Annotated in this window: 22 protein-coding genes and 1 tRNA gene; 5 read left to right on the top strand and 18 right to left on the bottom strand. The window is 63.6% G+C overall.

The genetic code is table 11. From position 1 onward, the window contains the following. The first annotated feature begins 160 nt into the window (after positions 1-160). On the top strand, positions 161-3571 hold the full coding sequence (locus X739_RS162320; RefSeq protein WP_023792545.1) for an acyl-[ACP]--phospholipid O-acyltransferase: 3411 nt from the start codon (positions 161-163) through the stop codon (positions 3569-3571). Between the two features lie 52 nt (positions 3572-3623). Here the strand turns inward: X739_RS162320 and X739_RS162325 are convergent, their stop codons facing one another. The 9 genes from X739_RS162325 to X739_RS162365 all read right to left on the bottom strand — a co-directional run bounded on the left by X739_RS162325 (position 3624) and on the right by X739_RS162365 (position 10105). Then, positions 3624-4862, bottom strand: a complete 1239-nt coding sequence (locus tag X739_RS162325) for a DUF1501 domain-containing protein (protein WP_023792542.1) — start codon at positions 4860-4862, stop codon at positions 3624-3626. Between the two features lie 46 nt (positions 4863-4908). Then, positions 4909-6411, bottom strand: coding sequence for a DUF1800 family protein (locus X739_RS162330; protein ID WP_023792538.1), 1503 nt, complete (start codon positions 6409-6411; stop codon positions 4909-4911). A 118-nt stretch (positions 6412-6529) separates the two neighbouring features. Then, positions 6530-6811 carry a hypothetical protein gene (locus X739_RS162335; RefSeq protein WP_023783394.1) on the bottom strand — a complete coding sequence of 94 codons (282 nt, stop codon included), beginning with the start codon at positions 6809-6811 and terminating at the stop codon, positions 6530-6532. A 108-nt stretch (positions 6812-6919) separates the two neighbouring features. After that, positions 6920-7381 carry a periplasmic heavy metal sensor gene (locus X739_RS162340; RefSeq protein WP_023783395.1) on the bottom strand — a complete coding sequence of 154 codons (462 nt, stop codon included), beginning with the start codon at positions 7379-7381 and terminating at the stop codon, positions 6920-6922. Further along, positions 7378-7830 (bottom strand): hypothetical protein, encoded by a 453-nt coding sequence (locus X739_RS162345; RefSeq protein ID WP_023792533.1) that lies wholly within the window; start codon positions 7828-7830, stop codon positions 7378-7380. The genes X739_RS162340 and X739_RS162345 overlap by 4 nt, the downstream gene beginning before the upstream one ends. A gap of 110 nt (positions 7831-7940) precedes the next feature. Next, entirely contained in the window at positions 7941-8483 is a 543-nt protein-coding gene (locus X739_RS162350; RefSeq protein ID WP_023792530.1) for an RNA polymerase sigma factor, read from the bottom strand. Positions 8484-8528: 45 nt separating this feature from the next. Beyond that, positions 8529-8945: an acid-shock protein gene (locus X739_RS162355; protein ID WP_023792527.1), complete on the bottom strand. Its 417-nt coding sequence runs from the start codon at positions 8943-8945 to the stop codon at positions 8529-8531. A 235-nt stretch (positions 8946-9180) separates the two neighbouring features. Beyond that, entirely contained in the window at positions 9181-9369 is a 189-nt protein-coding gene (locus tag X739_RS162360) for a DUF2158 domain-containing protein (RefSeq protein ID WP_023772633.1), read from the bottom strand. A gap of 660 nt (positions 9370-10029) precedes the next feature. Then, a tRNA-Thr gene (locus X739_RS162365) sits at positions 10030-10105 on the bottom strand. Positions 10106-10393: 288 nt separating this feature from the next. Here X739_RS162365 and X739_RS162370 point away from each other — a divergent pair. Next, on the top strand, positions 10394-11542 hold the full coding sequence (locus X739_RS162370; RefSeq protein ID WP_023772635.1) for a hypothetical protein: 1149 nt from the start codon (positions 10394-10396) through the stop codon (positions 11540-11542). 54 nt (positions 11543-11596) lie between these two features. Here the strand turns inward: X739_RS162370 and X739_RS162375 are convergent, their stop codons facing one another. From X739_RS162375 to X739_RS162385, 3 genes are read right to left on the bottom strand one after another with little or no spacing between them, the layout of a single operon-like run. Further along, positions 11597-12415 (bottom strand): isocitrate lyase/phosphoenolpyruvate mutase family protein, encoded by an 819-nt coding sequence (locus X739_RS162375; protein ID WP_023772636.1) that lies wholly within the window; start codon positions 12413-12415, stop codon positions 11597-11599. A gap of 44 nt (positions 12416-12459) precedes the next feature. Beyond that, the gene (locus tag X739_RS162380; protein ID WP_023783401.1) at positions 12460-14061 is read right to left on the bottom strand and encodes a cisplatin damage response ATP-dependent DNA ligase; all 1602 of its coding nucleotides are present in this window, start codon (positions 14059-14061) and stop codon (positions 12460-12462) included. A 4-nt stretch (positions 14062-14065) separates the two neighbouring features. Beyond that, the gene (locus tag X739_RS162385) at positions 14066-15076 is read right to left on the bottom strand and encodes a ligase-associated DNA damage response exonuclease (RefSeq protein WP_023772638.1); all 1011 of its coding nucleotides are present in this window, start codon (positions 15074-15076) and stop codon (positions 14066-14068) included. A gap of 150 nt (positions 15077-15226) precedes the next feature. Between X739_RS162385 and X739_RS162390 the strand changes: the two genes are divergently transcribed. The 3 genes from X739_RS162390 to X739_RS162400 all read left to right on the top strand — a co-directional run bounded on the left by X739_RS162390 (position 15227) and on the right by X739_RS162400 (position 17151). After that, positions 15227-16141 carry a class I SAM-dependent methyltransferase gene (locus X739_RS162390; protein WP_023772639.1) on the top strand — a complete coding sequence of 305 codons (915 nt, stop codon included), beginning with the start codon at positions 15227-15229 and terminating at the stop codon, positions 16139-16141. 108 nt (positions 16142-16249) lie between these two features. Beyond that, positions 16250-16609, top strand: coding sequence for a hypothetical protein (locus X739_RS162395; protein WP_023772640.1), 360 nt, complete (start codon positions 16250-16252; stop codon positions 16607-16609). 14 nt (positions 16610-16623) lie between these two features. Next, the gene (locus tag X739_RS162400; RefSeq protein ID WP_023792516.1) at positions 16624-17151 is read left to right on the top strand and encodes an ATPase AAA; all 528 of its coding nucleotides are present in this window, start codon (positions 16624-16626) and stop codon (positions 17149-17151) included. 13 nt (positions 17152-17164) lie between these two features. On the opposite strand, the gene X739_RS162405 is transcribed toward X739_RS162400, so the two are convergent. The 6 genes from X739_RS162405 to X739_RS162430 are packed head-to-tail and all read right to left on the bottom strand — an operon-like array spanning position 17165 to position 25780. Beyond that, positions 17165-18106 carry a glyoxylate/hydroxypyruvate reductase A gene (locus X739_RS162405; RefSeq protein WP_023772642.1) on the bottom strand — a complete coding sequence of 314 codons (942 nt, stop codon included), beginning with the start codon at positions 18104-18106 and terminating at the stop codon, positions 17165-17167. Between the two features lie 30 nt (positions 18107-18136). Continuing rightward, positions 18137-19768, bottom strand: coding sequence for an ABC transporter ATP-binding protein (locus X739_RS162410; protein WP_023772643.1), 1632 nt, complete (start codon positions 19766-19768; stop codon positions 18137-18139). Then, a complete protein-coding gene (locus X739_RS162415) occupies positions 19765-20910 on the bottom strand; it encodes an ABC transporter permease (protein ID WP_023772644.1) in 1146 nt (381 codons plus the stop codon). The genes X739_RS162410 and X739_RS162415 overlap by 4 nt, the downstream gene beginning before the upstream one ends. Beyond that, positions 20910-22004: a microcin C ABC transporter permease YejB gene (locus tag X739_RS162420; protein ID WP_015314055.1), complete on the bottom strand. Its 1095-nt coding sequence runs from the start codon at positions 22002-22004 to the stop codon at positions 20910-20912. Before X739_RS162420 ends, X739_RS162415 begins: the two co-directional genes overlap by 1 nt. Before the next feature lie 30 nt (positions 22005-22034). Then, positions 22035-23903: an extracellular solute-binding protein gene (locus X739_RS162425; protein ID WP_023772645.1), complete on the bottom strand. Its 1869-nt coding sequence runs from the start codon at positions 23901-23903 to the stop codon at positions 22035-22037. After that, on the bottom strand, positions 23903-25780 hold the full coding sequence (locus tag X739_RS162430; RefSeq protein WP_023772646.1) for an extracellular solute-binding protein: 1878 nt from the start codon (positions 25778-25780) through the stop codon (positions 23903-23905). Before X739_RS162430 ends, X739_RS162425 begins: the two co-directional genes overlap by 1 nt. Between the last annotated feature and the right edge of the window lie 245 nt (positions 25781-26025).

Here is a 26025-nt window from a genome sequence, read left to right as displayed (position 1 = left end):
ACGCCGAAAAGGGTGGAGGGTCCCAACTCCTGAGTACTGGAGAACGTCACAGGCAGTAAGGAAGTTAACCAGCTCATTGATATCTCTGCGATTGAAACAGCGCACGCAACCCGCAGGGTCGTCGGCACAGTGCCGGATGGTCCGCCAAATGGAAATCGCCATGAACACGCATCTGATGTTGTCCCGGCGCTTTGCGCCACTTTTCTGGACGCAGTTCCTGTCCGCTTTCAACGACAATTTCCTCAAGAACACGCTGGTGTTCCTGATCCTCTTCACACTGGCCGCCGATCAGGCGGCCTCGCTCGTCACTTTGGCCGGCGCCGTGTTCATGGCTCCATTCCTGCTCCTGTCGGCGCTGGGCGGCGAGATCGCCGATCGCTTCGACAAGGCGCTCATCGCCCGCCGGCTGAAATTTGCCGAGATCGGCGCCGCTGCCGTGGCGGTCGTCGGCATCGCGCTGTCCTCCATTCCGGTGCTGATGACAGCGTTGTTGATGTTCGGCATCATCTCGGCGCTGTTCGGGCCGATCAAATACGGCATCCTGCCCGATCATCTCGAACGCAAGGAATTGCCGGGGGCCAACGCCTGGATCGAGTCGGCGACTTTCGCCGCCATTCTCGGCGGCACCATCGCCGGCGGCGTCGTCTCGGCCGATGGCATCGGCGTCTCGGTCTTCGGGCCGATCATGATGATCCTCGCCGTCGGCTGCTGGTTCGTCAGCCGCTACATCCCTTCAACCGGCTCCGCGGCGCCCGACCTCGTCATCGACAGCAATGTCTTTCGCTCGACCTGGCGCCAGGTCAGCGAATTGCGCACGGACACGCGGATCTGGCGCGCCGGCCTGATGACGTCCTGGTTCTGGCTGATCGGTGCCATTGTCCTTTCCATCCTGCCGACGCTGGTCAAGGATCAGCTCGGCGGTGGCGAGATCGCGGTCACCGCCTATCTCGCGGTGTTCGCTATCTCGATCGCCATTGGCTCGGCAATCGCCGCGTGGATGTCGCAGGGACGCATCGTGCTTTTGCCCGCACCGGTCGGCACGGCGCTGCTGGCGCTGTTCGGCCTCGACCTCGCATGGACCATCTGGAGCATGCAGCCTTCGCCTAGGTCCGAAACCCTTGGCCTCTTCTTCGCCGGGCCAAACACCATCCGTGTTGCGATCGACCTCGCCGGCATGGCCATCTCCAGCGCCTTCCTGGTGGTGCCGACCTTTGCCGCCGTGCAGGCCTGGTCGCCCGAGGCGCGCCGCGCCCGGGTCGTCGCCGCAGTCAGCATCGTCAACGCCGGCTTCATGACTGTCGGCGGCTTGCTCGTCGCCACCATCCAGGCAGCCGGCGTCTCAACGGGAAGCATCCTGTTCGGCCTCGCCCTGGCTAATGCCATCGCCGCCTGGCTGATGCTGAAATACCTGCCGACCAATGCCTTCCGCGATTTTGTCTCCATTCTTTTCCGCGCCTTCCACCGGCTGGAAGTCGAAGGCCTGGACAATCTCAAGGCCGCGGGCCCGGCGCCCATCCTGGCGCTGAACCATGTCAGCTTCCTCGACGGGCCGCTGGCTCTGACGCTGACCAATGAGGAGCCGGTCTTCGCCATCGACTATACCATTGCGCAGGCCTGGTGGATGAAGCCGTTTTTAAAGCTGACCCGGGCGCTGCCGCTCAATCCATCCAAGCCGATGTCGACACGCACGCTGATCAAGATCGTACAGAACGGCGACCCGCTGGTCATCTTCCCCGAGGGCCGCATCACCGTCACCGGCGGGCTGATGAAGGTCTATGACGGCGCCGCCATGGTGGCCGACAAGACCGGCTCGATGGTGGTGCCGATCCGCATCGAGGGGCTGGAGAAAAGCCCCTTCTCGCGGTTGACGGCGCAGCACGTGCGCCGCCGCCTGTTCCCGAAGGTCAAGGTGACCATACTGCCGCCGGTCAGGCTCAAGGTCGACGACGAGCTGAAGGGACGCAAGCGGCGCGCCGCCGCCGGCGCCGCGCTCTACCAGGTGATGTCCGACCTCGTCTTCCGCACCCAGCATATTGACAAGACCGTGCTCGAAAGGATCATCGAGACGGCGACCGAGCGCGGCATGAAGCAACTTGCCGTGCAGGATCCGGTCACCGGTTCGCTGAGCTACGGCAAGTTGCTCACGGCTGTCGCCGTGCTCGGCGAGAAGTTCGAAATGCTCTATGCCGGACAGGACACGCTCGGCATCATGCTGCCCAACGCCAATGGCGCCTGTGCCGCGCTGCTCGGCGTCATGTCCGCCGGCAAGGTCCCCGCGATGATCAACTTCACCGCCGGTGCCGCCAACATCCTCTCCGCTTGCAAGGCGGCGCAGGTAACCACCATTCTGACCTCGCGGGCCTTTGTCGAGCAGGCCAAGCTTGGCGCGATCGTCGAGGAGATCGGCCGCTCGGTCAACATCGTCTGGCTCGATGATCTGCGCGCGACCATCGGCCTCAAGGACAAGCTGCTCGGCCTGCTGCGCAAGAGTACGCCCAGGGTTGCCCGCAAGGCCACCGACGCGGCCGTGATCCTGTTCACCTCGGGCTCCGAAGGCACGCCGAAGGGCGTCGTGCTCACACATCGCAACATCCTGGCCAACGCCGCGCAGGCCGCCTCGCGCATCGATTTCCATTCGGGCGACAAGGTGTTCAACGTTCTGCCGATCTTCCATTCCTTCGGCCTGACGGCAGGCACGGTGCTGCCGCTCGTGTCCGGCGTCCCGGTCTATTTCTACCCTTCGCCGCTGCACTACCGCATCGTGCCGGAACTGGTCTATGCCTCGAATGCGTCGATCATCTTCGGCACCGACACTTTCCTCAGCGGCTATGCGCGTACAGCGCATCCCTATGATTTCCGCTCGGTGCGCTATTGCTTTTCCGGTGCGGAGCCGGTCAAGGCCTCGACCCGCGAAACCTACATGGAGAAATTCGGCCTGCGCATTCTCGAAGGTTACGGCGTTACCGAGACGGCGCCGGTGATCTCCATCAACACGCCGATGTACAACAAATCGGGCACGGTCGGAAAAATCATGCCCGGCATGGAATATCGTCTGGAGCCGGTGATCGGTGTCGAGGGCGGTGGACGGCTGTTCGTGCGCGGCCCCAACGTCATGGCGGGCTATCTCCGGGCCGAAAAACCGGGTGTGCTCGAACCGCTGCAAGATGGCTGGCACGACACCGGCGACATCGTCAGCATCGACGATGCCGGTTTCGTCAGCATTCGCGGCCGCGCCAAGCGCTTCGCCAAGATCGGCGGCGAAATGATTTCGCTGGCTGCGGTGGAAGCGCTGGCGGGCGAGTTGTGGAAAGGTTCGCTCTCGGCGGTCGCGACCGTACCGGACCCGCGCAAGGGCGAAAAACTGGTGCTCGTCACCGAGGCCGAGAAAGCGACGCGCGCCGAGTTTCTGGCTTTCGCCAAGGCAAGCGGCGCGATGGACCTGATGGTGCCGGCTGAAGTGCGCGTCGTGGCGCATGTGCCGGTGCTTGGCTCGGGCAAGATCGACTTCGTCGGCGTGACCAGGCTGGTGCGCGGCGAAGCCTTGCAGGCAGCCAAGGTCGAGGCCGCCTGATCGCGGTGGACAGCGAGACGGCGCCGCGGCGGGAACGCGGCGCCCCAGAACTTCAGGCGGTCAGGTTCATCATCGGCTTCACCGCACCTGAGTCCGGAAACACTTTCTCGCCGAGCACCGAGGCCGAAAGTCCGAACTGGTCGGCGAGCAGGCCTTTCAGCACCGCCCTGACGTCGCTGGTCGGCGCAAGGTCACGCTGCCGGTAGAGTTGCGCGGGCTTCAGCCCCGGCCAGTCGGCGATGACGCGGCCGCCCTTGATCGCGCCGCCGGCGAGCAGCACCACGGTGCCGGTGCCGTGGTCGGTGCCGACCGTGCCGTTGATCCGCGCCGTGCGGCCGAATTCGGTGATGGCGACGATCGCCGTATCTTTCCAGCGTTCGCCGAGGCCTTTTTCGAATTCCTCGAAGGCCCCGTCGAGGCCGCCGAGCAGGCTGGCGAGACGGCCGGTCGCGCCGCCTTCGTTGACATGCGTGTCCCAGCCGTCGAAGGCGAGTGCCGCGACACGCGGCCCGTCATCGGCGGCGATCAGCCTGGCGGCACCTTGCGCGGCCTGCCGTATGCCGGCGGCGCTGTCGAGGCCGCCTTTCGGCTTCATCGTCCTGGCGCCCATCTGGCTGTCGAGCGCCATGCGATCGGCGTCGAGACCTTTTTGCAGCGCGACGGCCAGAACCGGATCGCGATGCTGGTAGAGATCGAGAACGCGCGCCGCGAGGTCGCCGGCCGGTGCTGGCAGCGATTGCGGCGCCCAGCCGAGCACGGGAGCCGCGCCACGGATCACCAGCGGCGTCGACGGTCCGACGGCCAGGCCACCGAGTGTCGCTACGCGGTCGCCCGCCGGCAGGTTCTCCAGCGCCCGATTGAGCCAGCCGGTGGCGACATGGCCGGGACCGGCAAAGCCGCTTTCCAGCACATCCTGGCCATCGAAATGCGAGCGCTCGCGATAGCCGGTCGCGGCGGCGTGCACGACAGCCGCCTTGTTGTTCTTGAACAGCCGCGCAAACACCGGCATCGCCGGATTGACCGCGAAGAATGCATCGAGCGGCAGCGCCGGGCGCGGGCCGGTGAGCGACAGGGCGATGTCGCCATGCAAGCCGGCATAGTCGGGGTCGCCGACCGGACCGATGGTCGACAGGCCGTCCAGCGCACCGCGCAGCACGATGACGATCAGGCGCGGGTCGCGGTTGTCGGCGGCACGGGCGAAGCGCGGCAGATAGGCCCAGGCAAACAGCGCGCCGCCGTTCATCAGCACGGCGCGGCGGGACGGGTGAGGGGTTTCGCACAGCAGGCTCATGACTTCGTCTCCATGGGCGTTGTCGGCGCCGGACCTATCGTTCGATCTATCGTCGCTGGAACTCGGGCGCCAACAGCAGCAGCGCCAGTCCTTGCTGCTTGGACTCCGCGCGGGCGACCGCCTGGCGTGTTTCGGGCGAGGCAGAGGGACCGATGACCGCGTCGAGCATGCCGTTGGGGTCGCCGATGTCCTTCACTTGCCGGGCGGCCTGCCATGCGATCTCGAGGCGGGTCTTCATGCCTTCCGCCGATGCCCAGCTGTCCGCCTGGTCGGAAAAGCCGTTCGGCCCCGGCGGTCGCCAGAGCGGCTCGCCCAGCGCGTTGAGCCAGTTGAGCGACTGGCCAGGGTCGTTCGTCGGGCCGGGACCGGCTGCTCGGCGGGTGGCCGCGACATAGTCGAAGGGCGAGCGCATCTTGGCCAATGGCGTCGACCACGCTTCCGGCATGTCGACGAGCGCTGCCGCCACTGCCCTGAGATTGCCGTCGCGTTTGGCGAACACCTTGGCGAGGCGGGCGACCGCCGCCGACGGCGGGTCGTCGGCTATGAAATGGCGGGCAAGTTGCGTGGCGATGTGTCGAGCGGTCGCCGGATGACGGGCGATGTCATTGAGCGCGGCCTCGGCCTGGCCCATGCCGCCAGCCGGATAGGTCTTGCCGAGCAGCACCGCGTCACCCGGCTCATGCGCATTGGCGTTGAAGACGGAACTGCCGGGTTCGCCCAGCCGTCCTTCCCGTCCGGCCATCATCCAGCCGGTCAGGATGCGCGCGAAGCTGGTCACGTCGGCTTGGCTGTAGCCGCTGCCGACACCGAGCGTGTGCAGTTCCAGGATCTCGCGGGCGAGGTTCTCGTTGAGGCCGCGCTGGCGGTTCTTGCCGGCGCGGGAGTCCGGGCCAATCGACTGCTGGTTGTCGAGATAGAACAGCATCGCGGGATGCCGCTCGACCGCCATGAGCATGTCGGCGAAGCGCCCGAGCACGAAAGGCCGGATGGCTTCCCGTTCGAACGCCCCGGCGCTGGCGCGAACGATGTTGTCCTTGGCAATGGAGACGCAGAAATGGTTCGACCAGAAATAGACCAGGTGTTCGACGAAGCCGACCTCTGCCTGCATTGCCTTGTAGAAGCGCGCCTGTGCCTCCGCCCGGAACAACATAATTTCGACAGGCGGCACGGCGGGTTTGGCAGCGGGCGGGGCGACGGGCGACGACGTGGCCGGTGCGGCGGATGGCGGCATAACCGGGCCTGCGGCTGGCGTGCCCGCTTGCTGCTCCGTCGTCATCCGCTCCCGGTCCCGCTTGCGCTGGAGATTTGCCGCCATGCTGGCCTGGATGGCCGGCGTGCTCCCCTTGAGGTCGGCATAGGCGGGATCGTCGAGCGATATCATGGCGACGTCGGGCCGCCGCAGCTCCGCCTTGAGATAGCCGCGAGGGTCGCCGGCCAGTCTTTCGCGGTCACCCGGCCGGGCTCCAAGGCCGAAGCGGTTGAAGGCTATCAAAGCGGGATCTGGCAGGGCGGGATCTGGCGCAATGGGCCCTTTGGTCGCGACAGCCATGTCAACGCTCCATCGTTGGATCTCACGCGAATCGCGCGACGCTCGATCGGGCTATTTCCCCACTTAAACCGGGGATAGGCGGCCGGGCAGGCGGATGCCGCCCGGCCCTCCCGCGCGCTTACCAGCGGTGCCAGCGGTGCCAGTAGCGGTGCGGATGCCAGCCGTAGTAGGCCGGGCCGTGCCAATAGCGGTAGCGCGGATACACCACCACACGGTTGGGAACGCAGCGCCCCCAGTGATTGGGATGCCATCCAGGCCCGCAACCCCAGGCCACGTGCTCGATCAGTGCCGGGGCGGCCGGCTGCGCCACCATCGGCATGGCGGCGGAGGTCGCGACGGTTGCGGCGGTTCCGGTCAAGGCGAGGACGGCTGCCGCCGCATACTGTGTCAGACGGTTCATGACGTTACTCCGAATGTTCTCCGAGAATGAAAACCTGTACGTACCGATTGGCCCGGCAGGCTGCCCTTCCCTGGGTTAAACGGCCCTGCGGGCGTTTTCCGTCGGCGGTCACGGCGATTTTTTTGGCTCTGCCTCTGGCTTCGGTTTCGGCCCGGCCCGCCTGGCCAGCCCGTCCGCAAGCACGTTGCGATCCGCGGCCGAACCCGCCGTCGCGAACTCGACGATGCGCTGCTCAAGCCGCGTGCGCACGGCGATGTCGGCATTGCGCGCCCGTTCCAGCGCGGCCGCCAGGGCCGTCGTGTCGAGGACCGGCTGACGAAGCAGGTCGGCTGCCTCGCGCCTGGCCTGCTGGCCATCGAGGATGACCTGGCGGGATTCGCGCCGAACTTCGCGCAGCGCCTTTCGAAACAGCATGCGCTCCTGGTCGGGAAGCCGGCTTCCTGCGGCTTCCAGCGAATAGCCCTGGCCGGGCTTGCCGCTTCTTATCCAGACCGCTCCGCCGGCAAGCGCGCCGGCCAGGAAGACATTCAGCACCACGGATGCGATGACGAGGTTGCGGCCCTTGCTCATAGGTCCTCCTCGATCGTCTCGCCATCGGACCCGGCATCGCCGAACGCCGTCGCATTGGCATCGAGCACATAGCGGTCGGGCTGAAACTCCGGCGTGACGACGCTCACCAGGGCCAATCCGGTGATGGCGCCGGCCAGGCCGATGCCGGCGAGCCCAAGACCCAGCCACCAGACCCGCCGGCGCCGGCGCTGGACGAGCAGCCGGTCGGCCATTCGCAGGATGCCGCCGTGCAGCGCCGGGCCGGGCGCCATTACATCATAGCTGTCGAGCAAGGCATCGAGTTTGCCTGCCTGCCCCAATATGGCCGCCCCCATCTCGGTCCTTGCGAACATCGCGCCGGCCGTGCGGTCGGGCTGCGGCCACCGCCGCAGGTCGCCGCCATAGGCCGCCGCCAGAGCCGCAAAGCGCGCGGCATCCATTGCCGGTTGGTTCCTGGACCCATCAGACATCGGTCTATCCTTTGCCGGTTGGAGCCGCGTGTCCGGTTGGATTTCCGGGAACTGGCCACCGGGCGCCCCCGACGTACGGTGAACGCCTTGCAAACATGATCGCGGCTTTCTCATTCATCGACACTATCCTTCTCCAGGATCGCCTGCAGCGCCCGCCGGCCGCGCGAAAGCAGACTTTCCAAGGCATCGACGCTGATCTCCAGGGTCGCGGCCGCCTCCATGTTGGACATCTCCTGATAGTAGACCAGGAGGATCGCCTCGCGCTGGCGCGGCGCGATTGCCTGCAAGGCCTGCTCGACCCGATGCGCCGCTTCGCCGGGATGGGCATCGGGAAGCGGGGCGGGATCGACAATGTCCGGCACTTGGTCGGTCACCTGTTCGCGGCGCCGGCGCAGCCGGTCGTAACACAGGTTGAGCGTCACCCGGTGGATCCAGCTGTCGAAGCGTGCATTGCCGCGCCGCCAGCCCGATGCGTGACGCCAGATGCGCATAAAGGTTTCCTGCGCGACATCCTCGGCCTCCGCCGCATCGCCGAGCATGCGCGCGGCCAGCGAAAGGATGCGCGGCAGCTTGCGCGCGACGAGCGTCCGCACCGCCGCCGGGTCGCCGGTGCCGACCCGGCGAACCAGCTCCTCGTCCGGGTCGGGGCTCATGGGCTGGCGCATACCCAATGTCCATCATGCGTCATAGCCTCTTGGTCATTGCTCTGGCTTGGGAGCGGATTTGTGGCCCGGCATCTCGTCGCCCATCAGAATGCCGTCGCCATTCTTGTCCAGCCTGGCAAAGCGCTTGGCGAAGAACGCATCGAGCTCGGCCCGGTCGATGAAGCCGTCATGGTTGGAATCGACGCGCGCGAAGGATTTTGCGGGATCGCCCTTGACGTTGCGTTTGGCTTGAAAAGCCTCCCATTCCAGCAGGCTGATCTTGCCGTCGCCGTCCGTGTCGGCGGCCATGATCGCCTTCTCTCGCCGCTTCTGGAACTTGGCCAGCGTGATGTCGGACTTGGCAGCCGTCGCGGCGGGCGGTGTGGCGGCCGGTGGCTGTGTCGCTGTCTGGGCCAGAGCCGCGGTGGTCAGCAGGCTCAGGGCAGCGGCAAGGATCGAACGGCGTATCATGCTTCACGTCTCCGGTTGGCGCATTGCCACGGCCCAATGCCATGGGTCACGCTTCAACCGTTAAACGTTGTGATCGCGGAAATCCGTCGGTCGCCATGCCTGTCTTGCCGCTTGCCGGCGACGGACCTTGGCGGCCCAAGGTACGGCAGAACACCTCGTCCGGCGCATCTGAATTGCGCCGGACCGGCCCGCCCGTTGGCGAACGCGGGAATCACGCCCGTTGGCGACGCGAGAATTACGTCGATTGGTCGGCGGCTATCAACTGATCCGATTTGAAGCCGGCATGCTGCGGAGTCCATACATCGCCGTCTTTATTGAACCAGTGGCACAGATACATGCCGGAAGCGGCGCCGTCGCTGACCGTCATCTTCGGGCCTCCCGACCTCAGCTTGACGACGTCTCCGGTCTTGAAAATGTTGGGCATTTGGACCTCCCATGCTGACACCGGACATTTCATACCAAAACCGGGGCTCCGACAATGGCATATGGGTCTGCTGGGCTACTGTCTTATGCGGCAACGCGGAGGCATCGCTGACGGCGCCATCGGGGCGAAACCAGGCGCCCAAGCAGGTCAGTCCACCTCGATCACACGCCTGGTCGGCTTCCCGGTCGGCTCCCGTCGGCGTGCAGGCGGAGATTTGTCCGCCAATGCCTCTTGCTGCAGTCTCTGCTCCCTCAGGCGGGTTGTCTTAGCGTCCCTTGCGTGACGCTCGGCATCCAGCACCAGCCTCGCCTCGCGGTCCGCTCTTGCCAGCTTTTCCTTGTCGACACGCCTTGGCAATTCAAAACCTCCTGTCCATGGAACTGTCGGCAGGAAATGTGCGACCCAAGTGTCTGTTCCAAAAAAATAGAAATGCGCGGTTCATCATTTGTTATTGAGATTTGAAAATCCCGAATTGCTCGCTTTCGCGAGTTTCCGGGCCCCGAGGAAGTCGCGACTTGCTCGTGGGTCTTCGGATAGACCTGCACCGGTCCCGAGTTGTTGTCGATGGCGGGCAGCTCCTTGCATCCATGGCAAACGCAAACGGCCGGGATTCGGCCGTCTTCGGCGCGCACAGGCAGCTTCGACCATCGGTTGAAAAACTGGTGCCGCTTAGGTGACTCGAACACCTGACCCCATCATTACGAATGATGTGCTCTACCAACTGAGCTAAAGCGGCCCGGGAGGCCACGGCCTCCAAGATGGGCAGGGTGATAGACTCAACCGGACGCGAATTCAAGATGCGACTTGGCAAATCATGCACGGGCCGCGCCCCGATCAAAACCGGCGTTCTGGCGCCTCTGCATGCCGGAATCGCCGACATGTTCCGATTTTGTTTGCCGGAACATCGTGAAAATGGCCTTTGGACGGCCTGTCGAGGCAGAATGCGGCTGCCCGCCCGTTGATTGATTGGTCGCCTGCGGCTAACCATCACGAAAGCTTGGGACAATTTGCAGAGGGATCTCGCTTGGACGCGATCGAAAAAGCGATCCGGAACGCCCTGGATAAGGGCAATGCCGAGGACCGTGCGTTCCGCGAGAGGGTCTATCGTTCGGCCTTCGCCGCGCTCGACCGAGCGCTCCAAGCCAATCCCGGCGTGACCGTGGAAGTCGCCATCAAGCGCCGCAAGGCGATCCAGGCGAAAATCACCGAGATCGAATCCGAATACCTGCCGGCGGTGCCGGGCGTTGCCCCGCAGATCGACGCGCCGGCGGTCGAGGCCGCTGCCGGCGCAGCGCCAGCGGTCGACGAGGCGGGCCCAAGGGCGTCATCGCTCGCTGTCACCGTCGACGGTCCCGGGCAGCCCGCTTCCGACGCGCCGCGCTCGCGCGTGCTGCCGGTGGTTCCCGACATCATGCCGGATGCGGCTCTGCCGGGTGCGCCAGCCATCGACATGTCGGTTCCTGCCTCTTCCGGTGCCGCGACGGAAGTCGCGCCCGATCGCGATGAGCGACGCATTCGAGGCCGGCGCCTGCCGCTGACCGCCATTTTCTTCACGGTGACGCTGCTCGCGGCGATTGGCATCGGACTGTACTTTGCCATGCAGACTGGTGTGTTCAAGACGGCCGCGGAGCTCAATACCGCGCCTCCGGAAGCGCCGCCGACCGTCGAGGACGACGATTTCACCCCGGCCGATGGCGCCAACGCGCCGGCAAAGCCCGGTGCCGCGGACCAGTCGCGCGACTGGATCGATGTGTTTTCGCCGACCGACCCGACGCATGTCGCCGCCCCGTCTGACGCCAAGGCCGAGGTGATGAAGGACGACAGCGGGCCGTTCCTGCGCATCCAGTCAGGCGCCTCCGGCTCGGCGATCGCCTTCGACGTCGGCCAGGGCGTGCTGGAAAAACTCGCCGGCAAGCACGCCGTGTTCGACATCATCGCCCGGGCCGAGGACGGCAAGGACACGCAGATCTCCGTCGACTGCAATTTCGGCGAACTCGGCGACTGCGGCCGCAAGCGTTACGCGGTCGGCCAGCAGAAGAACGAATTTCTGTTCGACGTGAAGTTTCCCGACAAGCATCCGGGGTCCGCCGGAACCATCGCCATCAATTCCGATTTCGACAAGCAGGGCAAGGCGGTCGACGTCTACGAGATCCGTGTCTCGGTCGAACCTTGAGTCGAACCCTGGGGGAACATCGGTGGTGATGGCCGGAGGCGGCCCCTTACGGATTTATATCACCGGTTTTGGGCTGCGTAGATCACCCCAGGCCGGAGCAGATTCCAGTGCGGTGAAGTCGCCTGTCGCAATATCCTGGCAGATGGACATCAGCGCTCCGCCGGCCGCGCGGGCAAGCGATCCGCCAACACTGACCCGTCGCACGCCCGCTTGCGCAATCTGGTCAAGGGTCAATCCGGAGACACCTTGGCCGATCACATGATTTACAGGAGCACTGACCGAGCGGCAAAGCCTCTGGAGGGATGCCAGATCCGGCACCCCGGGCGCATAAACGACCTCAGCACCGACAGTCTCGAAGGCCTTTAGGCGGCGAATGGCCTCTTCGAGACCATATGTCCCCTTGCCGAGGCCATCGGCGCGCGCGGTAAGGACGATGTTGTGTTTTCGCGCGGCATCGGCCGCCGCAGCGACACGCGCAACTGCATCGTCGAAATCGCGTATCGGCAAATTCGATCTCGGCTGCCGGTCCTCGATGGACAGCCCCGCCAATCCAGCCTTCGCCGCGAGCAGAACGGTCTCGGCAATGCCTTCAGGAGTATCCGCGTACCCGTCCTCCAAATCAGCGGTGACCGGAACATCGGTCGAAGCTGCTATCTCGGCGGCATACGTCAGGCTCTCGTCGCGGCTGACTTCCAGTGCTCCGTCTCTCCTGCCCTTTGAGAATGCATAGCCCGACGATGTTGTTGCCAAAGCCCTGAAACCCAAGCCCACCATCATCCGGGCGCCGGCTATGTCCCAGGGATTGGGGACCACGAAGCAGCCGGATTTGTGAAGAGCGCGAAAACACTCAACCTTGTCGGATCGGGAAACCATGTGCGCTCCTGTCTGGAATGGAACTTTCGGTTCGGGATTTCGGTCTAGCCATCGAGCAGCGCTTGCAGCGTTTCGATGCGATCGGCCTCGTTGGCCGGCTTGTCCCAGCGCAATCGTGAAATCCTGGGGAAACGCATGGCCACACCCGATTTGTGCCGGGTCGAACGGTTGAGTCCCTCGAAGGCGACTTCCAGCACCAGGCCATTGTCGCGGTCGGCGCGCACCGAGCGCACCGGTCCAAAACGCTCGACGGTGTTGTCACGGACATATTTGTCGATCTGCTTCAGCTCTTCATCGGTGAATCCGAAATAGGCCTTGCCGACCGGCACGAGTTCCTCCTCGCCCTCGGCCCCGGACCAAACGCCGAACGTGTAGTCGGAATAGAAGCTCGAGCGCTTGCCGTGGCCGCGCTGGGCATACATCAGTACGGCGTCCACCGTATGCGGATCGCGCTTCCATTTGAACCATGGACCCTTAGGCCGGCCGGCGACATAGGGCGAATCCCAGCGCTTTAGCATCACGCCTTCGATGATCGGATGCGGCGGCGCACGGCGCAGGTCCTCGAGCGATTGCCAGTCCGTGAACGCGACGAAGGGTGAGAGATCGAAGCGGCTGGGGTCGAGCGTCCCGATGAAGGCTTCGAGCCGGCCGCGTCGCTTGGCGAAGGACAATCCGCGCAGATCCTCGGCACCGATCTGCAGCACGTCGTAACAGCGCATGAAGGCTGGATACTGCTGCTGCATCTTGGGCGTCACCGTCTTGCGGTTCAGCCGTTGCTGCAGGTCCGAGAAGGTTCCCGTCGCCGCCCGCGGGTCGCCGACCAGCAATTCGCCATCGAGCGCGGCGGAAAAATGCATGGCGTCGGCGAGATCCGGAAAGGCCCCTGAGACATCATCGCCGGTGCGCGAATAGAGCCGGCGGATGCCGCCTTCGGCCACCGCCTGGACCCGGATGCCGTCCCATTTCCATTCTGCCGCGTAGTCGGCGGGATCGAGCTTTTCGAGGTCGCTGTCGCCGACCGGGTTCGACAGCATGACCGGGCGAAACAGCGCCATCGCCGTGTTGCGCGGTTTTTCGGCTTTGCCTTCCAGCCAGGCGAACAGCGCCGTGTAGGGCGGCGATAGCCCATGCCAGAGCTCTTCGATCTCGGCGACGTCGACCTTGCCGAAATCGGCCAGCGCCTGTTTGGCCAGCCGCGCCGAGACGCCGATGCGCAGGCCGCCAGTGACCAGCTTGATGATGGCAAAGCGCGCCGAGATGCCGGCGCTGTCGAGCAGCCCCGTCAGCACCTTCGGTCCATCCGAGCGGCTTGCCGCCTGCAGCTTGGCCACCACCTCGCCAAGCGTCGGCTCGCGGTTGGCCATCCTGCCAGGCGTTTGCGGCCAGACCAGCGACACCGTCTCGGCGAGGTCGCCGACATAATCGTAGGAATAGCCGAACAGCACCGGGTCCATGCGTTCGGTGACCAGCGTGCGCAGCATCGCCGGCTTGACCGCGGCAATCCTGAGATCGCCGGTTATGGCCGCCAGCGCCAGGCCGCGATCGGGATCCTCGACGCTGCGGAAATAGTCGGTCAAAAGGGTCAGCTTGCCGTTGCGCGACGGCGTCAGCACCAGGCGGTCGAGAAGCTCGGCGAAGCGGTTCATGCCGTCAATCGCCCTCATCCTCATAGCCGACCAGATGCAGCGGCCGTGCCGCGATGCCTTCCAGCTCGCACCAGCGCACCAGCGCTTCCTCGCGGCCATGCGTGACCCAGATTTCGGCGGCTCCGGTCTCCTTGATGGTGGCGGTGAGTTCATCCCAGTCGGCATGGTCCGAGATGATCAGCGGCAGTTCGACGCCGCCTTGTTTGGCGCGCTGGCGGATGCGCATCCAGCCCGACGCGAAGCACGAGATCGGATCGGGAAAGCGCCGCGCCCAGCGGTCGGCGAAGGCCGATGGCGGGCCGACCACGATGGCGCCCGCGAAATCTTGCTTGGCCCCGCTCTCCACCGTCGCCGGCTCGAGATCGCCGAGATCGATGCCCTGGCTCTGGTAATACGCGCTGAGCTTGGCCAGCGCGCCATGGATGTAGAGCGGCTTGTCGTAACCGGCGTCGCGCAACAGCCGCATCACGCGTTGCGCCTTGCCCAGCGCGTAAGCCCCGACCAGATGCGAGCGCTCCGGGAATTGCGCCGCCGATTTCAGCAGCCGGGCGATCTCTTCCGTGTCTGCCGGATGGCGAAACACCGGCAGGCCGAAAGTCGCCTCGGTGATGAAGATGTCGCAGCGGATCGGCTCGAAGGGCGCGCAGGTCGCATCTTTCCGCCGCTTGTAGTCGCCGGAGGCGACGATGCGCCTGCCCCGATGCTCGACCGATATCTGCGCCGAACCCAGCACATGGCCGGCCGGATGAAAGCTGACATCGACGCCGTTGAGGGCAATCGTCTCGCCGAGCCTGGCTGCCTGCGTCGTCCCCGCGAAATCCTCGCCGTAGCGAAGTCCCATGATGTCGAGCGTCTGCTGTGTCGCAAGCACCGAGCAGTGGCCGGAACGCGCATGGTCGGAATGGCCGTGCGTGATCAGCGCCCGGTTCACCGGCCGCACCGGGTCGATGAAGAAATCGCCCGGCGGGCAGTAGAGGCCTTCGGGCCGGGGATGAAGCAGGTCGCTGGCGCGCATGGTCCCAAGATAGGATATAATTCCGGCGCGGAAAGCCTGTTGTTCGCGACTGCTGACTCCCGGGCAAAGCCTTTCCAATTCGGTTCTGCTTAGGCATTCTTTGCTCTACACAGATGGGCGGCCGGCTCCCTGCAGGTGGAAACCATCATCATGAAACCGCTTCAGACCTCATCGGGCGATCTGAACGCCGATCGTCGTGCCGACTATGCCGAGATGCTGTTTGCCTCCGGCGACCACGCGGCCGCGGCCGAGTTGCTGATTGGCGCACTGGAGCTGGCGCCGCGCTGGGCAATGGGCTGGTTTCGCCTTGGCGAAATGCAGGAGGCATCGGGCAGGCTCGACCTGGCGGCGCAGGCCTGGGCCATGTCGCTGAAACTCGATCCGGCCGATCGCCAGGGCGCGGCCCTCAAATTGCAGCTGATCGGCAAAGGTCCGGTCGCCGCGGCGCCGCCCAGCGCCTTTGTCGAAACGCTGTTCGACCACTATGCCGAGACATTCGAGGAGATGCTGGTCGGCAAGCTCGATTACCGGTTGCCCGAGGTGCTCGACGCTGCCATCCGCAAGGCAAGGCCGGGCCGCCTCCGCCTGGCGCTCGACCTGGGTTGCGGCACCGGACTGATGGGCGAGAAGCTGAGGCCGATCGTCGACCGGCTGGTGGGAATCGACATCTCGGCAAGGATGCTGAAGAAGGCGCGGGCAAAGGGCATCTACGACGCGCTGACGAAAGCGGATTTGCAGGATTTTTCCCATTCAGGCGACAAGGCCGATCTGGTGACATCAGCCGACGTGCTGATCTACATCGGCGCGCTGGAAGGCCTGATCGGGACGGTCGCCTGCCTGCTCGCCGAGGGTGGCCTGTTTGCCTTTTCAGTCGAGAGTCTAGCAAGCGGCGACTTCGCGCTGCAGCCTTCCCGACGCTACGCCCATTCGGAACCCTATATCAGGCGGACCCTCGGGGCCAACGGGCTTTCGATCCTGGCGCTGGAGCCAACGACCATCCGGCAGGATCGCAGTGAGCCTGTCAAAGGGCTGGCCGTTGTGGCACGCAAGGCTCACGCAGCTTGAAGCGTGCATGACCATCATCCTGCTGCTGCGAAAAAGTCCGATTTGCGTGCGCGACTGATATTTGCGATCTGGTCGCATCAGGGCGGGATATCAGGAGGAGCATATCGGATGCGCTGGAACATGATGATATTGGCCTCTTGCCTGGCGGCAGCCGGCTGCGTGGGCAATTCAGCGTCCGAGCGGCAGGACGCCAACGTCGAGTCATCGCTGCAATATGACAGCGTGCCATGCGATCAGCTGCTGGCGCAGCGCAACGGATTGGCGCAGCAATATAATCTCCCGACGACCGCCAAGCCGACCTTTTCCAATCCCGCCATGGGCTTTGGCCCGTTCACGCCCGACATGCGTTCCAAGGCTCAACGCGACAGCGACAAGGCGTCAGGCGAAATCGATGCCATGAACCGGTCGATCGATCGCCGCGACTGCGGCAAACCGGACAAGCAGAAGAAGTTCGCTCTGCCTGGCTGATGCATGTTGCCCAGATGAAGCTCTCGGACCTCGGCGACCGCATCTGCATCCTGGGGCCATCGAACAGCGGCAAGTCGACGCTTGCCGACGCGATCGCGCGCAAGCGTGGCCTTACACCCATTCATCTTGATCTGCTCTTTCACCTGCCCAACACGGATTGGGTGCAGCGTCCGAGGGACGAGTTCATTGCCTTGCATGACGCCGCGATTGCCGGCGAGCGGTGGGTGATGGACGGAAATTATTCGGTTTGCATGCCGCAACGCTTCCAGCGCGCGACCGGATTGATCCTGCTGGACATTTCCACCCCGGCAAGTCTGCTGCGCTATTTCAGGCGTACGTTGTTCGAGAAGGAGAGACGCGGAGCCTTGGAGGGTGGGCGCGACAGCATCAAATGGGACATGATCCACCACATTGCAGTGACCACGCCGAAAAACCGCTCAAGATCCCGGGTGGCGTTCGAGCAGCTCGACTTGCCGAAGCTGCAACTGTCGTCGGTCCGGGTGATCAAGAAATGTTTTCAGGACTGGGATTTGGCCAGGTGACGAGGACGTCTGGCTAGTATCCTGCCTTGCGGTCCACCAGATTGTCGAGCTTTTCGCCGCGTTCGAAAGCATCCATCTGGCGCAGCATGAGTGGCGCCAGATGGGCTGGATCGGAGGTCGCCGCGGCATGCGGAGTCACGAACACCTTCGGGTGGTTCCACAACGGGCTCGTCTTCGGCAGCGGCTCGACCTCGAACACGTCGAGGCTCGCCTCCTTCAGCGTGCCGTCATCCAGAGCGCGCACGATGTCGGCGTCCTTCTGCAGGCGGCCGCGTCCGGCATTGATCAGCACCGAGCCGCCGAGTCCGTTGCGTTTCCTCAATTCCTTCAGCACGCCGTAGTTTATGATGCCTTGCGTGTCCGGCGTCAGCGGCAGAAGCACGACCAGAATGTCGGTGGCGTTGAGGAACGGAATCAGCCCGGCTTCGCCGCCATACGTCGCCACCCCTTCCATTGGCCGGTCCGTGCGCGACCAGCCATTGACCGCAAAGCCCAGCGACAGCAGCGCCGAGGCTGCGGCGCGGCCGAGACTGCCGAGTCCCATGATGCCGATGGAAATGTCACCGGCCGGCCTCTGCTGCGGCTCGTGCCAGATCTTCTTTGGCTGCTGCGACCGGTAGAGCAGGCCCTGGCGATGGTGATCGAGCACCCGCCAGACGACGTACTCGGTCATGTACTGGGTGAGGTTGTCGGCGACCACCTTGACGATCGGCACGTCCGGCAGGCCGGGATCGGCGAAGATATGGTCGACGCCGGCACCGATCGAGAAGATGGCGCGCAGATTAGGCAGCGACGACATCAAATTAGGCTTCTGCTTCCACACCACCGCATAGGTGATCGAGGGATCCTTGGCTCCATCCGGTTCCAGCACCACCTCGCGCTCGGCCGACAACAGGTCGCGCCAGCGCTGCGGATGAAAGCCGGTGACGGCAAGCAGGATGCGGCCTTTTTCCATCGCGGTTCGTTCAGCCCTTCCTTGCGCGGATCACTCGCTGACCACGCCCGTCGGCGCCGTCTCGATCTTGAAGGCGGCCGAGATCAGAGCCCGAGTATAGTCGGTTTGCGGATTTTCAAAAATCTGTTCGGAAGGGCCGGCTTCGACGATCTGGCCGTTGCGCATGACGATGACGTCATTGGCCAGCGCCCGGATGACCTTGAGGTCGTGGCTGATGAAAAGATAGGCGAGATCGTGCTTGGCCTGCAAATTGCGCAGCAGATCGACGACCTGCGCCTGCACGCTCATGTCGAGCGCCGATGTCGGCTCGTCCAGCATGACGAAGCGCGGGTTGAGCACCATGGCGCGGGCGATGGCGACACGTTGGCGCTGGCCGCCGGAAAACTCGTGCGGATAGCGGTTGCGGGTCGCCGGATCGAGCCCGACCTCCTTCAACACGGCGGCCACCTTGTCGTCGCGCTCGTCGGGCGACAGCTTCGGCTCGTGGATCTTCAGGCCTTCCTCGATGATCTCGGCGATCGACATGCGTGGGCTGAGCGAGCCGAACGGATCCTGGAAGACGATCTGTAATTCGCGCCTGAGCGGTCGCATGGCGTTGAAGGTGAGCTGGTTGATGTCGCGGCCGTTGAACTGGATCGTCCCGGTCGACGAGATCATGCGTGCCAGCGCCAGGCCGAGCGTCGTCTTGCCCGAACCGGATTCGCCGACCACGCCCAGCGTCTGGCCGGCGCGCACGGTGACGTCGATGCCGTCGACCGCCTTAACATGATCGATCGTGCGCCGGAAGAACCCCTGCTTGATCGGAAACCAGACCTTGATGTCCTTGCCGGTCATGACAGGCTTGGCGTCGGCATTGGCGGCCGGCGGTTTGCCTTTCGGCTCGGCGGCCAGAAGATGGCGCGTATAGGGGTGCTGAGGGTTGGCGAAGATGTCCTTGGTCGGTCCGGTCTCGACGATCTTGCCCTTGGTCATCACGCAGACCCGGTCGGCGATCTTGCGCACGATGCCGAGGTCATGGGTGATGAACAGCATCGACATGCCCTTGCGGCTTTTAAGGCCTGCGAGCAGTTCGAGGATCTGTGCCTGCACGGTGACGTCGAGCGCGGTCGTCGGCTCGTCGGCGATCAGGAGTTCCGGCTCGTTGGCGAGCGCCATGGCGATCATGACGCGCTGGCGCTGGCCGCCGGACAGCTGATGCGGATAGGCGTCCAGCCGCTTCTGCGGATCGCGGATACCGACCTCGTTGAGCAGGGCCAGCGTGCGCGCCTTGGCCGGTCGGTCGGCCATGCCCTGATGCAGTTTCAGGATTTCGACGATCTGGTGCTCGATCGTGTGCAACGGATTGAGCGAGGTCATCGGCTCCTGGAAGATCATGGTGATCTTGTTGCCGCGCACCTGGCGCAACTGCTTCTCGCTCATCGTGAGCAGGTCGGCACCCTGGAACAGGATCTTGCCGGAGGGATGGCTGGCGCTGGGGTAGGGCAGCAGCTTCAGCACCGACAGCGCCGAGACCGATTTGCCTGAGCCGGATTCGCCGACCAGCGCCACCGTCTCGCCCCTGGCGATGTCGAACGAGATATGGTCGACGGCGACAGATTGGCCTCCGCCCTGGCTGAAGGCGACGCTGAGGTCCTGTACGCTGAGCAAGGGAGCATCGCTCATTTGAACGTCTTGCGCGGATCGAAGGCGTCGCGCGTCGCCTCGCCGACAAAAACCAACAGCGACAGCATCAGCGAGATGACGACGAAGCCGGAAATGCCGAGCCAAGGCGCGTTGAGGTTACGCTGCGCCTGCTTGAGCAGTTCGCCGAGCGAGGCCGAGCCGGGCGGCAGGCCGAAGCCGAGATAGTCTAGCGAGGTCAGCGTCGAGATCGAGCCGCTCAGCAAAAAGGGCAGGAAGGTCAATGTCGCCACCATGGCGTTGGGCAGCAGATGCCGGAACATGATGGTGCGGTTGGGCACGCCGAGCGCGCGCGCCGCGTTGACATATTCGAAGTTGCGGGCGCGCAGGAACTCCGCCCGCACCACCCCGACCAGCGCCACCCAGGAAAACAACAGCATCAAGCCGAGCAGGATGAAGAAGCCCGGCGGCAGGATGGCGGCGACGATGAGCAGCAGATAGAGCACTGGTATGGCCGACCAGATCTCGATGAAGCGCTGGAACAGGAGATCGGTCCAGCCGCCGAAATAGCCTTGCAAGGCACCGGCGCCGACGCCGATCAGCGCCGAACCCGCGGTCAGGATCAGGCCGAACAGCACCGAAATGCGGAAGCCGTAAATGACGCGCGCCAGCACGTCGCGCGCCTGGTCGTCGGTGCCGAACCAGTTCCAGTTACCGACATTGCAGGCCGGGTCATCGGCTCCTTGTGGATATTGGTTGCAGCGCGTCTTGGCATCATATTCCCATGATGGCTTGGCCGGCGCTGCTTCCGGAATGGCGTTGTTGACGGTCTGGTAGGAATAGCGGATCGGCGGCCAGATCATCCAGCCATGGGCGTTGATCTCGTCCTGGATAACCGGGTCGCGGTAATCGGTGACGGCATAGAAGCCGCCGAATTTTTCCTCGGGGTACGCGACCATCACCGGGAAAAGGATCTCGCCCTTGTAGGAAGCGATGATCGGCTTGTCATTGGCGATGAATTCGGCAAACAGCGACAGCACGAACAGCACGAGGAAAATCCACAGCGACCAGTAGCCGCGCCGGTTGGCTTTGAAATTCTGCAGGCGGCGCTTGTTGAGCGGCGACAGGAACGGCCGCGGGAGCCGCTCCGGCAAGACACCGGCGGTGACGCTTGCCTCCGACATCAGATGTCTCTCCGCTCGAAATCGATGCGCGGATCGACCCAGGTGTACATCAGGTCGGACAGGAGCCCGACGAAAAGGCCAAGCAGCGAGAAGATATAAAGGTTGGCGAACACCACGGGATAGTCGCGCTCGACCACCGACCGGAAGCCGAGCAGCCCGAGCCCGTCGAGCGAAAAGATGTTCTCGATCAGCAGCGATCCGGTGAAGAAAGCCGAGATGAACGCACCCGGGAAGCCGGCGATGACGATCAGCATGGCGTTGCGGAAAACGTGGCCATAAAGCACCTGCCGTTCCGACAGGCCCTTGGCGCGCGCCGTCACCACATACTGCTTGCGGATTTCCTCCAGGAAGGAGTTCTTGGTCAAAAGCGTGGTCGTTGCGAAGGCCGACAACACCAGCGCCGTCAGCGGCAGCGTCATGTGCCAGAAGTAATCGACGATCTTGGCCGGCCACGACAATTGATCCCAATTGTCCGAGACGATGCCGCGCAACGGGAACCAGTCCCAGAACGAACCGCCGGCGAACAGCACCATCAAAAGGATGCCGAACAGGAAGCCCGGAATGGCATAGCCGACGATGACGACGCCACTGGTCCAGACGTCGAAGGGCGTGCCGTCCTTCACCGCCTTGCGAATGCCGAGCGGGATCGAGATCAGATAGGACAACAAAGTGATCCAGAGCCCGATCGAAATCGATACGGGCATCTTTTCGAGGATCAGGTCGAGCACCGAGATGTCGCGGAAATAGCTGTTGCCGAAATCGAACCTGGCATAATTCCACAGCATCATGCCGAAGCGCTCGAGCGGCGGCTTGTCGAAACCGAACTGCTTCTCCAGCTTCTTGATGAATTCCGGATCGAGACCCTGGGCGCCGCGATATTTCGAGCTGACATCGCCGGCGACATCGAAATTGGAGCCGCCTGCATCGCCGCCGCCACCGCCGAGGCGGTCGCTGCCGCCCTGGTTGGTCAGCTTGGCGATGACCTGCTCGACCGGCCCGCCAGGCGCGAACTGGATGACGGCGAACGATATCGCCATGATGCCGAACAGGGTCGGGATCATCAAAAGGATGCGGCGCAGTATATAGGCGCCCATCAGGCCTTCTGCCCTCGCGGGGCTGATATCTCAGCCTTTGCCAATTTTTGCCGCCTTATCCTTATCGAACCACCACAGCGCCTCGACCGGAAAGCCGAAATCGGGCTTTTGTTCAGGAAAGCCGAACATGTCCCAATAGGCGACTCGGTGATTCGCCAAGAACCAACTAGGAATCCAATCGCATCGCGCACGCAAGACCCGGTCGAGCGCTCGCATCGCCACGGTCAGGTTTTCACGGTCCTTTGCCGCGCCCACGGCATTGATCAGCGTGTCGACAGCGGGATCGGAGATACCCGGCAAGTTGCGGGAGCCGGAGACGCCGGCGGTGCTCGAATGGAAGAAGACTTCGAGATCATCCCGAGTCGGCGTCGCGCTGAACGAAAAAGCCGCGGACAAGAGGTCGAAGTCGAAACTCGCCTGCCTAGACTGGTATTGCGCCGAATCAACCAACCGTATCGTGGCGTCGATGCCGATCGCCTTCATGTTGGCGACCCAGGGCGAATAGACCTGGACGAAGGTGTCGTCATCGACCATGAACTCGGCTGAAAGCCGGCCCCCCTTGTCGTTAACGACAAAGTCGCCTGATCGCTTCCACCCGGCGGCGGACAGAAGCTTTGCCGCTTGGCCAAGCAGTTTGCGGTCGCGACCGGAGCCGTCGGATGCGGGCTGGGTCACTGCCTCGCCGAAGACCTCTGCCGGCAGCTGGCTTCGCAGCGGCTCCAGCAGAGCCAGTTCTTCCGGTGATGGTGCCCCTTCGGCGCGAAAGTCGGATTTCTCGAAGCAGGATTGCGAACGCTCGTACGAGCCGTAGAAGAAGTTGCGGCGCGCCCACTCGAAATCGAAACATAGCGCGATCGCCCGCCTCACCCTAGGGTCGCGAAACTGCTCTCGCCGCTGATTAACCGCGGTAGCCTGCATTGAGGGTCGCTTTTCGGCCGGGAATTCATGCTTGGCCACTTTGCCCGCGGTCATTGCAGGGAAATCATAGGCGGTGGCCCAAACCCGTGACACGAATTCCTCGCGATAAGTGATCTCACCCTTCTTGAAAGCTTCGAATCCGGCGTTGCGATTCTGATAGAATTCAATGCGGATGCGGTCGAAATTGTTCTGGCCGCGATTGACCGGCAGATCTCGGCCCCAATAGTCCGCCACGCGGTCGTATTCGATCCATGCACCCGCCGAGAAGCGGCCGACTTTGTAGGCGCCGGAGCCGAGCGGGGGATTCAACTGTGAAGAGTCGAATGGATTGGCAGTGTAAAAAGCCTTCGAAAGGATCGGGAATTCCACGACGTTGAGCACGGTGCGGGCCGATTGTTTGCCGGAAAAAGTAAGCCGAAGCGTTCGGTCGTCGACGGCAACGGCATCGACCATGTGCGTCAGCGACAGCGATAGGTCGGGATGGCCCTTCTCCTTGTAGAGCTTGAAGGTGAAGGCAGCATCCCGCGCCGTCAGCGGCGCGCCGTCATGGAAACGCGCCTCGGGTCGAAGCGAGAAGGTGAAGCCATTGCGGTCGTCGGAGAGCGTCACGCCATCCGCGATCTGGCCATAGACCGCGTCGGGTTCATCGAGCGCCCGCACCATCAGCGTGTCGAAACACATCTCCATGCGTGGCGGCGCATCGCCCTTGTTGGCGAAGGAGTTCATCGTGTTGAAAGTCTGGGTATCCTGGTTGTAGCCCCAATTCGGTGGCGAGAAATTGAAGATGCCGCCAACGGGCGCGTCGACTTGGACATAGTCGAAATGTGGGAAATCAGGCTTGTATTTGAGGTTGCCGAAGGCGGAAAGGCCGTGCAGCTTGGTGCCGGTCGCAATGTTTGCAAAGGCTTTGCCCGGCATCAGCGCTGCGGCAGCGGCAGCGCCGCCCAAAGCCAGGAAATCGCGGCGGGGCAGGGCCGCCATCAATTCAGACCCTTGTACTTGGCCGCCAGCGCCTTTTCCTTGTCCGGGTCGATCCACCAGGAATCGATGTCGGCACCGACATAGGCAGGCTGTTTGTCGGGAAACTTGAACTTGTTCCAATAGGCCAGCCAGACCGCGGAGCGGTAATATTGCGGCACGACGTAGAAGTTCCACAGCAGGATGCGGTCGAGTGCGTGGGTGGCGGCGACGAGATCATCGCGATCGGTGGCGAAGATGATGCGATCGACCAGCGCGTCGACGACAGGTTCCTTGATACCCATCAGGTTGCGCGAACCAGGCGCATCGGCGGCCTTGGAACTCCAGAAATCGCGCTGCTCGTTGCCGGGCGACTCCGACTGGCCGAACAGACCCGTCACAACATCGAAATCGAAATTGTTCACGCGGTTGATATACTGCGTCTGGTCGATGATGCGCAGGGTAGCGTCGACGCCGATCTTGCGCAGGTTGGCTATGTAAGGGCTGGCGATCACCTGGTCTGTGTCGTTCCAGCCGAGGATCTCGAACTTGAACGGTGCGCCTGTCTTGGCGTTGACCATCTTGCCGCCCTTGATGATCCATCCGGTCTTGGCGAAGAGATCGACGGCCTGCTTCAGATACTTTCGCTCCGCTTGCGGCGAGTCGTAGACGGGCAGCTTGAACTCCTGAGAGAAGAGTTCTGGCGGCAGCTTGTCGCGATACTTTTCCAGGATTTCCAGTTCCTTGCCCCGCGGCAATCCGCTGGACGCCAGTTCGGTACCTTGGAAATAGCTCGATGTGCGTGTGTTGAAGCCGAAGAACAAGGTGCGATTCATGCTCTCGAAATCGAAGGGTATGGTCAATGCCTCGCGGACCAGTCGGTCCTGGAACAGCGGCCGCCTCTGGTTTAGGACAAAGCCCTGCATCGGCTGTGGCGACCGGGTCTGGAAGTCCTTCTTGATGACGTCGCCGGCCTGAATGGCCGGGAAATTATAGGCTGTCGCCCATTTGCGGGAGCTGTATTCGCGGTTGATGTCTTCCAGCCCGCCCTTGGTGAAGGCAAGCCAGGCGGCATTGTCGTCGAGGATGTAGGTGTATCGGCGCGTGTCGAAATTCTCGCGGCCGATCTTCACCGGCAGCTTGGCCGCCCAGTAGTCGGGCACGCGCTGCCAGACGATCTCCGAGCCCGGCTTGAAGCTGGCGATCTTGTAGGCAGCCGAACCGAGTGGAATTTCCAGCGTCGGTTTGGTGACGTCGCGCTTCTTGCCGTTGGCGTCCGTGCCTTCCCACCAATGCTTCGGCAGCACAGCGAGATCGCCAAGGATCTTCGGCAGTTCGCGGTTGCCCTTCTGGTTGAAATGGAACTCGACCTCGCGGTCGGAGATCGCCACCGCATCGGTGACGTTCTCGAAATAACGGCTGTATTGCGGGCTGTTCGCCTTCAGCACCTGGAACGACCAGATCACGTCGTCGACGGTGATCGGCTGGCCGTCATGCCATTTGGCGCGGGGGTCGAGCCGGTAAGTCGCCGAGGAATAATCGGCCGGGTACTTGTAGGCGTCGGCGATCAGAGGATGGCTGACGCTGCCCTCATCGGTCGCCTGCTCCATCAGCGTGTCGTAGAGCAGGCCGCCGCCGAAGCCGACAAGACCCGCCGCCGGCGATCCCTGGACGACATAGGGATTGAAGCTGTCGTAGGTGCCAAGCAGCACCGAATTCAGCGTGCCGCCCTTGGGCGCGCTCGGATTGACGTAGTCGTAGTGCTGGAAATTGTCGCCGTATTTGGACTCGCCGATCAGCGATGAGGTGGTCCGCCACTCGTCGGCCCGGGTCGCCTGCAACCCCGCCGCCAGCAGGGCCGTCGCCAGCATCGACCTCAGAAGCGTTCGGCCAACCATCATGCACTATCCTCTCGCGATGCGTGCCAGATCATCCAGAAAGGCAATCTAGATGATTTGGCGCTCGTGAAAACCGCCGTGCGCGGCTTTGTCGCCGCACAGGCATTTTCCCAACAAAAAGCCGGGCTGAACCCGGCTTTTTCAAGATCGTCGCGATAATAATCCGGTTATTTGGCGGGCGCCGGTGCAGCAGGAGCCGGTGCTGCCGGAGCGGCAGGCGCCGCGGGCTTGGGCGGTGCGGCGCCGTC

The organism is Mesorhizobium sp. LNHC209A00 (assembly GCF_000502915.1).
GTDB lineage: Bacteria > Pseudomonadota > Alphaproteobacteria > Rhizobiales > Rhizobiaceae > Mesorhizobium.
This window is presented reverse-complemented; position numbering and strand designations above follow the sequence as displayed.